The organism is Flavobacterium soyangense, assembly GCF_015277675.1.
Taxonomy (GTDB): Bacteria; Bacteroidota; Bacteroidia; order Flavobacteriales; family Flavobacteriaceae; genus Flavobacterium; species Flavobacterium soyangense.
The window spans coordinates 36186-45998 of record NZ_JADHEC010000028.1 but is presented as its reverse complement, the minus strand read 5'-3'; the positions used below and the strand labels follow the sequence as shown (position 1 = coordinate 45998).

Below are 9813 nucleotides of genomic sequence, written 5' to 3'. Positions count from 1 at the left end.
GACTACTATGGCAATAAAAACACAACTCAAACAGATCAGTATGGTAATACAACTGGAACAGCCAAAACAACTACAGACTACTATGGCAATAAAAACACAACTCAAACAGATCAGTATGGTAATACAACTGGAACAGCCAAAACAACTACAGACTACTATGGCAATAAAAACACAACTCAAACAGATCAGTATGGCAATACCACTGGGACAGCCAAAACAACTACTGACTATTATGGAAACGTTAAAACTACTTATTACGACCAATACGGTAATGTGAAGTAAAAACCCTTTTCGTGAAATTTAGGAATGATTTTATTTTTTATAAACAGAAAGAGCAGCTATAACGGTTGCTTTTTTCTATAAAATGATTTCTCTGTTTAGCTTTGAAAATAAAACTTAAATACTAACATTTATTGCTCAATAATTATGTTTAAATAAATCCAATGAAAAAAATTATCTCTCTTTTGGCTTTCTTTACTATTATTTCGTGCGGGAATAAATGCGACGAAATACCAAACAGTTTCAACAGCTACGACCAAGCAAAGGAAGTTGTTTTAAGTTCAAATTTCAAACTCACAGACAAAGCAGATGTTTCAGGTAGTTCCTGGATTACTTCGGCAAAGTATTTTAGTTGTGATGGTTTGTCGGGATTTTTTATAGTAGAAACAGGCAATAGAACTTATATTCATCAAAATATGCCTTATGAAGTATGGGAGAATTTCAAAAATGCAGATTCAAAAGGGAGTTTTTACAGCAGGAATATAAGAGGAAATTATCAATTGAAACTAAATCATTAAAACTAAATAAAATGAAACTTAATAAATCAATACTACTAATATTGCTACTACTATCATTTATTAGTTATAGCCAAAATTACACTTCAAAGGGATATTATATTGGAGACAAAAAAGGGTACGGAGATCTTCAAGAAATTGAAACAAAAATTATAATAACGAATGAGGAAATAAATATATCAAGCAAAAAGGGAAATCAAAGATATGTAATATCAAGACGTTTTGAAGAAGAAACAGACAAGGAAGGAGATAAATTAACTAGATTAATTTGCGACGAAACACCTGAGGGCAAAACTGAAATTATTTTGTCTAAACTAATTTCGCAAAACAATAGAGAACAAATATTAATTGTCTTCGATAACTTTGTCGCCCTATATGACATCGATAAAGAAAAGTAAACATAAAAATGAATTGATGTAACAGAAATCATAGTAAAATGAAGTAAAAGAAACCAAGATATGAATACCCATATAACCAAAAATAAAGCCGACCCCCCCCGCATTTAACAATGACCAAATGAAGCTTCATTTATATGATATTTGTGAAGCAATAGAATTAAAGTCTTCACAGGAATCAATTTCAACAAAAGAAGATTTGAAAATTATTTTTAAAAATCAATTAATATCAATAGAACCTTCTTTAGTTGAATTTGCATTTGCGTATGAAGAGTTAAATAATACATACCAATTAGAAGCAAAAATGTTAATTGAAGAAATGATTTCAAGATTTGGCGACGGATATGAACACGTTCCTGAAAAATTAATAGTTGATTTTTTAAAAGAGATACTAAAGCAAAAGAAACTTCAAGACGAAAAAGAAGTCTTTAAAAGAAAAATAATTTGGTTAAAAAAGTAATATAAAAGAATGATTTTTATACTCTTTTTAAAATTACTGACTAAATACTGACTAACTATTTAAACTAAAAAATGCAACTATCTAAAAATAAGATAATTGCATTTTAAAAGTGCGGGTAATAGGACTCGAACCTACACGCCTTGCGGCACCAGATCCTAAGTCTGGCATGTCTACCAATTTCACCATACCCGCAAAATTGTGAGTGCAAATATAAGCATAACTTCCAACTTTCAAAGTAATTTACATAAAAATATTCAGTCTCTTTTTTGTACTTTTGAATCCCTAATAAACAACAAATTATGGAATCCATAAAATCATACGTTCAGCTACATAAAGACCGCTTCATCAACGAATTAATTGAATTGTTGAAAATCCCTTCCGTTAGTGCCGATGCCACTTACCATCAAGACATTATCAAAACTGCAAATACCGTTAAAGAAAGTTTAGAAAAAGCAGGATGCGATTTTGTCGAAATTTGTGACACGCCAGGAAACCCAATAGTATATGGTGAAAAAACAATAAATAAGAACTTGCCAACCGTTTTGGTTTACGGACATTATGATGTGCAACCCGCTGATCCAATCGAATTATGGACTTCACCTGCGTTTGAACCCGTTATCAAAAAGACCGAAATCCATCCCGAAGGAGCGATTTTTGCCCGTGGTTCTTGTGATGACAAAGGCCAAATGTATATGCACGTAAAAGCATTGGAATATATGATTCAATCCAATACCTTGCCTTGTAATGTGAAATTTATGATTGAAGGCGAAGAAGAAATCGGATCCAAAAGTTTGAGTTGGTTTGTGGAACGCAACCAAGAAAAACTAAAATGTGATGTAATTTTGATTTCCGATACTGGAATGATTTCTAATCAGCAACCTTCCATTACAACCGGTTTACGTGGTTTGAGTTATGTAGAAGTTGAAGTTACTGGGCCAAATCGCGACTTGCATTCAGGACTTTATGGTGGTGCAGTTGCCAATCCTATCAATGTTTTAGCGAAAATGATAGCATCACTTCACGATGAAAACAATCGCATTACCATTCCAGGTTTTTACGATAAGGTTCAGGAATTATCTCCCGAAGAAAGAGCCGAAATGGCCAAAGCACCTTTCATCTTAGAAGAATACAAAAAAGCATTGGACTTAAATGATATTTATGGCGAAAAAGGCTATGCAACCAATGAAAGGAATTCAATCCGACCAACTCTCGACGTCAACGGAATCTGGGGTGGCTACACCGGCGAAGGTGCCAAAACTGTTATCCCTAGCAAGGCTTTCGCCAAAATCTCGATGCGCCTGGTTCCAAACCAAGATTGGGAAGAAATCACCGAATTGTTTACCAATCATTTCATCAGCATTGCTCCAGCCGGAGTGAAAGTGAAAGTAAAACCGCATCACGGCGGACAAGGTTATGTGACACCTACGGATAGCATTGGCTACAAAGCCGCCAATAAAGCCTACACAGAAACCTTTGGAGTTCCTGCAATTCCAGTGCGTTCAGGAGGAAGTATTCCAATAGTTGCTTTGTTCGAAAAAGAACTCAAAAGCAAAACTATCTTGATGGGATTTGGTCTGGACAGCGATGCCATTCACTCGCCAAACGAACATTTTGGAGTATTTAATTACTTGAAAGGAATAGAAACCATTCCTTTATTTTACAAATATTTTGTAGAATTATCGAAATAGGTAAATTGGCACACGGATAAAACCGATAGTATAGATATAAACGGATTTTCTTCAGTGAAAATCCGTTTAATCCGTTTAAAACTGTGGCTCATAAAATTTATTTATCTGGGTTATAACCCAAATAAGGGACCACTTCCTCATTGAAAACAACACCATATTCTTCTAATTCTTTTAAAATAGGTAAATACACTTCTTTACGGATAGGAAGCTGCACGCCCGGGGTCTTAATCTTGCCATTGAGTATTAATAATGCCGCCATAGCGACTGGTAAACCAACTGTTTTTGCCATCGCGGTATAGGTTTGATTTTCGCCAATGCAAACCATTTTGGAATCAATTTGCTTTTTTTCTCCGTTTATTTCGTAGCCGAATTTATGGTACATCACAATCATATCTTTGTCTTTGGGCTGAAGTGTCCAACTATCGCCAAGGATTTTTTCGAGAATTTGAGCTGGAGTGGCGTTTTTTAATCCTACTTTTTTGTTGCTATTGAACAAATCTAACTCCAAAAGTTTATCCCACATAATATCGTCCTGGTCAATTTTTAAAATCAAACGCATCTTACTTTCGACAGAATCCGTTGGATGATAGGGTAGAAAAGAATTTACGAATTGTCTATAATTCATATTCTCGGAATCTTCCATCACATAGCTGTCATCGGTCATTCCGAGTTGTACAAACATATTCCAGGCTTTCGAAAAACCCACTCTTCGAATAGTTCCTCTATATAAAGTAAGGATATTTTCTAAACCATAAATGTTAAGATATTTGAGTGAATCTCTATTTGAATAAGCTTCAAAACGACCGTAACCTTCTACTTCTAGAAATTCGGTTCTGCGAAACAAATTCCAATACGGTATATATTTATACGTTCCTTCTTGAAGAAATTTTGCGGCACCACCTTGCCCGGCAAGAACCACATTTCGAGGAGCCCAGGTAAATTTATAATTCCAAAGATTATTGTCGGACTCAGGTGCTACCAGTCCGCCACAGAAAGATTCAAACAAAAGCATTTTCCCTCCTTTATTTCTGATCTCATTGATCACTTTCATCGCACTCATATGGTCAATTCCGGGATCAAGACCAACTTCATTCATAAAAATCAAGTTGTTTTCCTTTGCCAAAGCATCCAATTCCTGCATTGCTTCGCTCACGTAAGAAGCCGTCACCATGTGTTTTTTATAAACGATACAATCCTTGGCAACCTCGATATGAAGATGCGCCGGCAACATCGAAATAACAATATCCGCTTTTTGAATAGCCTCTTTTCTTTGATTTTTGTCAAAAACATCTAAGGCAATTGCTGTTGCATTGGCATGATTATTCGTTTTGCTTTGAGCTGATACCAACGACAAATCCCCAATAACAAGATGCAAATTCTCATCCTCTGACTTATTTAAAAGATATTGAATTAGCGACGAAGCCGATCTACCCGCTCCAATGATTAGAATTTTCCTCATAATTACATAAAATATAACACAAATATATATAATTGTTGTATTTATAACAAACTACAAACAAAAAGTATTACCCTTAATTTGTTAAATTTGATTAGAAAGAGATACTTTTGCATAGTAAAAACGAAAAAAGATGGACAAAAAAATAATTTCTACAGGAGCAATTTTTGGAATGTTAGCAATCATTTTAGGAGCATTTGGCGCACACGCTTTAAAAAAAGTTTTATCTCTCGAAGAGCTTTCTACATTCGAAACTGGAGTAAAATATCAAATGTATCACGCCATATTTTTATTATTCATTGGAATGAATAGCACCATAACCCAAAAAGCAAAAAAAATAATTTATGTTTTGACACTTATTGGAGTTATATTCTTTTCAGGTTCCATCTATTTATTGGCAACAAATAGCCTCACAACTTTTGATTTTAAAATTATTGGATTCGTAACTCCTATCGGCGGATTGCTATTAATTTCAGCTTGGGGAGTATTATTACTGAATTATATTAACAAAAAATCATAAAATTGTTATAAAACAATTCGGTGCAAAATTTAATTTTTACTTTTGCGTCCAATAAATTAAACACACAACACACAAATTTATGGACAATTACGCCTTGTTTACGAAATCGATTTCGTTAAAAAGTATTGGAATCGAAAACGCAACCATCCATTATCAATTATCTTCCGAAGAATTACAAGAAAAAACTTTGCAATCTGGAGAAGGAATCGAAAATTCAACTGGAGCGTTAGCAATTAACACCGGAATATTTACTGGACGCTCACCACAAGATCGATTTATTGTAAAAGATAATATTACGGAAGACAAAGTTTGGTGGGGAAAAATTAACATCCCCTTCGAAGCTGATGCATTCGACACATTATATAATAAAGTAACTGCCTATTTGTCCAATAAAGAAGTTTTTGTCAGAGACTCTTATGTATGTGCCGATGCGAATTATAGACTAAATGTTCGTGTTGTTACAGAAACCGCATGGGCAAATTTGTTTTGTTTCAATATGTTCTTGAGACCTGAAACAGAAGAATTAGAAGATTTTACCCCCGAATGGACTTTACTTTGCGTTCCAAGTTTCCTTGCTGATCCAGCAATTGACGGAACGCGTCAAAGCAATTTTGCCATTCTTGATTTTACCAAAAAAATTGCACTTATCGGAGGAACGGGATATACTGGAGAAATGAAAAAAGGAATTTTTTCAGCTTTGAATTTTATCCTGCCGGTTTTCAAAAATACTTTGCCAATGCATTGCAGTGCCAATGTGGGAGATGAAGGCGACACCGCAATTTTCTTTGGATTATCCGGAACAGGGAAAACAACTTTATCTGCTGATCCTGCTCGAAAACTAATTGGCGATGACGAACACGGATGGACGAATGAAAATACCGTTTTCAATTTCGAAGGCGGATGCTATGCCAAAGTGATTAATCTAACAGATGAAAACGAACCCGATATTTTTAGAGCCATAAAAAAAGGCGCGATTTTAGAAAATGTGGTGTTCAAAGAGGGAAAAAACGAAGTGGATTATGAAGACGTTTCCATTACACCAAATACACGAGTGAGTTATCCAATTTATCATATTGACAACATCCAAAAGGGTTCGATTGGAAAAAATCCTAAAAATATATTTTTCCTTACAGCAGATTCTTTCGGAATTTTGCCTCCAATTTCAAAACTGACACCAGGACAAGCTGCCTATCATTTTATTTCCGGTTACACTGCAAAAGTAGCGGGAACTGAAGCTGGAGTTACAGAACCTCAGCCCAATTTTTCAGCTTGTTTTGGAGCTCCATTTATGCCATTGCACCCAACAAAATATGCAGAAATGCTGAGCAAAAAAATCAAAGATACCAATGTAAAAGTTTGGCTCATCAACACCGGTTGGACTGGTGGACCTTATGGAACAGGCAGCCGCATGAAATTGAAATACACTCGCGCCATGATTACTGCCGCAATAAATGGAGAATTGGAAAATGTTGATTACGACAGTCATCCCGTTTTTGGAATTGCTAAACCACAATCTTGTCCTAATGTTCCAAGCGAAATATTGAATCCACGAAATACTTGGGAAGATCCTGAATTATATGATATAAAAGCGGTAGAATTAGCCGAAAAATTCAAGGCTAATTTTGCCAAATTTTCAGCATTTGCCAATGCCGAAATTATGGAGGGTGCTCCGATGGTTTAATTAATTATAATTCAAAGACAAAAAAGCTGTTCTTCCTGAACGGCTTTTTTTAATTAAAAGCGAAATAAAAATTCACAACAATTGGTAACTTTTGACGTTAAATGCATACTAACCAGTATCAATCATATTCAATCGTTATGTTAAAACAATTCTTCCTCCTTTGTTCCGGGACCGACAAAAACCTACTCGAAGGTTGCTCAGAAGGTGAACAAACAAAATATGTCGGTATTGGTGCCACCGTTTTCTTCACTGCTGTTATGGCGTTCATTGCCAGTTCTTATGCTCTTTTTACCGTTTTTGACGATCCTTATGTTGCAATGGGATTTGGATTGGTTTGGGGTTTGCTTATTTTTAATTTGGATAGATTTATTGTTTCGACCATTCGGAAAAGAGATGAATTCGGAAGCGAATTTTTGCAGGCAAGCCCGCGAATTCTTTTAGCCATAATTATTGCCATAGTGATTTCGAAACCATTGGAAATTAAAATTTTCGAAAAAGAAATCAACACCGTTTTATTGAAAGAAAAAAATGCGAAGGCTTTGAACAACAAAAAGGAAGTTGCCAATTATTTCAAATCAGATTTAGACAAAAACAAAACTGAAACCGATAAGTTAAAGGCCGAAATCGCAAACAAAGAAAAAGAAGTAAATACCTTGTATGAAACTTATATTACCGAAGCTGAAGGAACAAAAGGCACGATGAAGTTGGGGAAAGGCCCAGTTTTTAAGGAAAAAATCGCCAAACATAATTTGGCTTCAGCCGAACTGGATTCTCTTAGAAAAACCAACATAGCAAAAATTGCAATCAACGACAAAAAAGCAAAAACCCTTGAAACCGATCTGGATAAAAAAGTAACTCAAACACAACCCATAATCGATGGTTTTGATGGTTTAATGGCGAGAATTAATGCCTTGGACAAACTGCCTTTGATTCCATCATTGTTTATAATGCTGTTGTTTTTAGCAATTGAAACTTCGCCAATTATTGCCAAACTGCTTTCGCCAAAAGGCGAATACGATTATAAGCTGGAAGATTTAGAAACAGCGCTGAAAGCCACTTTGGCACAAGACAAATACCAACGCAATTTATTGGTAAAAACCAGCGCATCAATGCACGATAAAGTGTATGAAGATATTGCCCAAGACAAGAAATTATATGATTTGCAACGCCAAAAAGCCACTGAATTATTAGAACTCCAAGCGCATAATTTTGTAGAGAAACAAAAGAAAACTTTATAAAACAACAAACCCGACAAATCGAAACTTGTCGAGTTTATAATTTTAAAATAAGTCTGGTTTAGTCTACATCAAACTCAAAATCTCTTTCTTATAAGCGTCATACTCGCCTTGCAAAATCAATCCGTTATCAAGGAGTTTTTTATAATTCTGTAATTTCTCGAAAAGCTCGTCTTGTGTCAATTCACTTGATGTTTTTTCAACTGAAGCACCTCTGTTTTCCTCAATGGGTTCAACATAATTAGAAACTGCCGGCATTATTTCGGCATAATTTATTACCTCTTCTGTTGCAACTTCTTCTACCAAATATTCTGGAAATTTATCTTTTATTTCCTCGGAAACTACATTATTTGTTGCAGGATTTTTCAAGATGTCCAATTGCTCTTTGGCAAATGTAAAAATCTTTCTGGCCTGAATTTTTGGAATATAATCAATGGAAACTTGTATTTGAGTTTTGGTCGAAAACGAAAACTCTGAACCTAAAATATTTTCTTTAACAAATGTTCCTTCGATTTCGTCCCAAGTAAAATCGGTAAAATTCATTGTAAGACCTAGTTTTTTTGGCTGACAAATAATGATTCGTTTATTCGTAACCACAACACTATCAGGAAAGACGGTAATCGCTGGCTTTTTCTGAACGGCGATATACCCTATTTCTTCGTTTTTCATTAATAAATCATTCAGTTTTGAAGTGATTTTTTCAATGGCTTTCGGGTCTTGTTCTTCGTTCAGGAATTTTTTTATTTGATCTTTCATTATTTCTATTAGATGTGTTTTTTAACTTCAAGATTTTGTTGTGCAAAAGTAATGCCTAATTCTCTAATTGCTTCGCCTGCTCGGTAAATTTTTTACCTCGAGTCAAGAATTTCAATTTGCATTTTTTTTGTTAAACTTTTGAAAACCAATTCATAGGAATCATCAATCAATTCCACGACAAATTTGTCTGGAACTTCACTATTTATGGCAATTGTATTCCAATGCACTTTACTCATATGAAAAGCCGGTTTGATGTCGTCATATTGACTGCGCAATTCCTGGGCATATTCTGGATTGCATTTTAAATTCACCGATGGCGTCCCTTTTTCCCATTGGATTAATGAAGATAAAGCAAACATTTTTCCGCCAACCTTGAACACCAATGTGTCTTTATCAAACGGAAAATGTTCGGTTACTCCTTTCTTAGACAAACAATATTCGTAGAAGGTTTCTAAATTCATATTATCCCTTTTTTCCTATTTCACCAAGATGAGTAAACTTAAAACCTGTTTCATATTTCAATCCATATCCCATCATTCTATCCATCGAGGAATGGGCAAACAAAATAATTCCCGTAAGCTGAATCAAATTATTGGAACTATAAATTCCAGCCAAATATAGCACTAAAGCTATCGCTCTATGATGAAATAAATTATACAGAAAAGCTCCTGATTTGTTGCCAAAAGCGTATCCAATCATAGATAAATCAGGTGTAAGAATGAGAACCAAAAACCACCACCAAGCATAATCTAATTGGTTAAAAAGATAAATTCCAAAGAGGAACAAACCAAATTCTTCGATTTTTAAAGTTGTTTCCATATTTTTTTA

At 34.7% G+C, this 9813-nt stretch carries 12 protein-coding genes and 1 tRNA gene; 8 read left to right on the top strand and 5 right to left on the bottom strand.

The genetic code is table 11. From position 1 onward, the window contains the following. The 4 genes from IR213_RS12175 to IR213_RS12160 all read left to right on the top strand — a co-directional run. Positions 1-282, top strand: a 282-nt coding sequence (locus IR213_RS12175; protein WP_394354921.1) for a hypothetical protein, incomplete at its 5' end; no start/stop codon positions are given. Between the two features lie 161 nt (positions 283-443). Continuing rightward, complete coding sequence (locus IR213_RS12170) at positions 444-797, top strand: KTSC domain-containing protein (RefSeq protein ID WP_194312582.1); 354 nt, start codon at positions 444-446, stop codon at positions 795-797. 11 nt (positions 798-808) lie between these two features. Next, a complete protein-coding gene (locus tag IR213_RS12165) occupies positions 809-1192 on the top strand; it encodes a hypothetical protein (protein ID WP_194312581.1) in 384 nt (127 codons plus the stop codon). A 118-nt stretch (positions 1193-1310) separates the two neighbouring features. Further along, a complete protein-coding gene (locus IR213_RS12160) occupies positions 1311-1649 on the top strand; it encodes a hypothetical protein (protein WP_194312580.1) in 339 nt (112 codons plus the stop codon). Positions 1650-1759: 110 nt separating this feature from the next. Here IR213_RS12160 and IR213_RS12155 read toward each other — a convergent pair. Further along, positions 1760-1841: transfer RNA gene (locus tag IR213_RS12155), tRNA-Leu, on the bottom strand. 107 nt (positions 1842-1948) lie between these two features. On the opposite strand from IR213_RS12155, the gene IR213_RS12150 reads away from it, so the two are divergent. Next, entirely contained in the window at positions 1949-3337 is a 1389-nt protein-coding gene (locus IR213_RS12150; RefSeq protein ID WP_194312579.1) for a dipeptidase, read from the top strand. 97 nt (positions 3338-3434) lie between these two features. Here the strand turns inward: IR213_RS12150 and IR213_RS12145 are convergent, their stop codons facing one another. Next, complete coding sequence (locus tag IR213_RS12145; protein WP_194312578.1) at positions 3435-4796, bottom strand: saccharopine dehydrogenase family protein; 1362 nt, start codon at positions 4794-4796, stop codon at positions 3435-3437. Between the two features lie 130 nt (positions 4797-4926). On the opposite strand from IR213_RS12145, the gene IR213_RS12140 reads away from it, so the two are divergent. The 3 genes from IR213_RS12140 to IR213_RS12130 all read left to right on the top strand — a co-directional run bounded on the left by IR213_RS12140 (position 4927) and on the right by IR213_RS12130 (position 8232). Continuing rightward, positions 4927-5313: a DUF423 domain-containing protein gene (locus IR213_RS12140; protein WP_194312577.1), complete on the top strand. Its 387-nt coding sequence runs from the start codon at positions 4927-4929 to the stop codon at positions 5311-5313. Positions 5314-5392: 79 nt separating this feature from the next. Continuing rightward, positions 5393-6994, top strand: coding sequence for a phosphoenolpyruvate carboxykinase (ATP) (pckA, locus tag IR213_RS12135; RefSeq protein ID WP_194312576.1), 1602 nt, complete (start codon positions 5393-5395; stop codon positions 6992-6994). A gap of 137 nt (positions 6995-7131) precedes the next feature. After that, positions 7132-8232, top strand: a complete 1101-nt coding sequence (locus IR213_RS12130; protein ID WP_194312575.1) for a DUF4407 domain-containing protein — start codon at positions 7132-7134, stop codon at positions 8230-8232. A gap of 63 nt (positions 8233-8295) precedes the next feature. On the opposite strand, the gene IR213_RS12125 is transcribed toward IR213_RS12130, so the two are convergent. The 3 genes from IR213_RS12125 to IR213_RS12115 form a co-directional block, all read right to left on the bottom strand. Further along, positions 8296-8985 carry a PH domain-containing protein gene (locus tag IR213_RS12125; protein ID WP_194312574.1) on the bottom strand — a complete coding sequence of 230 codons (690 nt, stop codon included), beginning with the start codon at positions 8983-8985 and terminating at the stop codon, positions 8296-8298. Positions 8986-9077: 92 nt separating this feature from the next. Continuing rightward, positions 9078-9446 carry an MmcQ/YjbR family DNA-binding protein gene (locus IR213_RS12120; protein WP_194312573.1) on the bottom strand — a complete coding sequence of 123 codons (369 nt, stop codon included), beginning with the start codon at positions 9444-9446 and terminating at the stop codon, positions 9078-9080. Position 9447: 1 nt separating this feature from the next. After that, on the bottom strand, positions 9448-9804 hold the full coding sequence (locus tag IR213_RS12115) for a DUF4260 domain-containing protein (protein WP_194312572.1): 357 nt from the start codon (positions 9802-9804) through the stop codon (positions 9448-9450). Between the last annotated feature and the right edge of the window lie 9 nt (positions 9805-9813).

Excerpts from the sequence above, each read along its gene's own strand:
- IR213_RS12115 (WP_194312572.1), bottom strand. The coding sequence starts at position 9,804 with ATGGAAACAACTTTAAAAATCGAAGAATTTGGTTTGTTCCTCTTTGGA.
- IR213_RS12140 (WP_194312577.1), top strand. The coding sequence starts at position 4,927 with ATGGACAAAAAAATAATTTCTACAGGAGCAATTTTTGGAATGTTAGCA.
- IR213_RS12170 (WP_194312582.1), top strand. The coding sequence starts at position 444 with ATGAAAAAAATTATCTCTCTTTTGGCTTTCTTTACTATTATTTCGTGC.
- pckA (WP_194312576.1), top strand. The coding sequence starts at position 5,393 with ATGGACAATTACGCCTTGTTTACGAAATCGATTTCGTTAAAAAGTATT.
- IR213_RS12125 (WP_194312574.1), bottom strand. The coding sequence starts at position 8,985 with ATGAAAGATCAAATAAAAAAATTCCTGAACGAAGAACAAGACCCGAAA.
- IR213_RS12150 (WP_194312579.1), top strand. The coding sequence starts at position 1,949 with ATGGAATCCATAAAATCATACGTTCAGCTACATAAAGACCGCTTCATC.
- IR213_RS12165 (WP_194312581.1), top strand. The coding sequence starts at position 809 with ATGAAACTTAATAAATCAATACTACTAATATTGCTACTACTATCATTT.
- IR213_RS12145 (WP_194312578.1), bottom strand. The coding sequence starts at position 4,796 with ATGAGGAAAATTCTAATCATTGGAGCGGGTAGATCGGCTTCGTCGCTA.
- IR213_RS12130 (WP_194312575.1), top strand. The coding sequence starts at position 7,132 with ATGTTAAAACAATTCTTCCTCCTTTGTTCCGGGACCGACAAAAACCTA.
- IR213_RS12160 (WP_194312580.1), top strand. The coding sequence starts at position 1,311 with ATGAAGCTTCATTTATATGATATTTGTGAAGCAATAGAATTAAAGTCT.
- IR213_RS12120 (WP_194312573.1), bottom strand. The coding sequence starts at position 9,446 with ATGAATTTAGAAACCTTCTACGAATATTGTTTGTCTAAGAAAGGAGTA.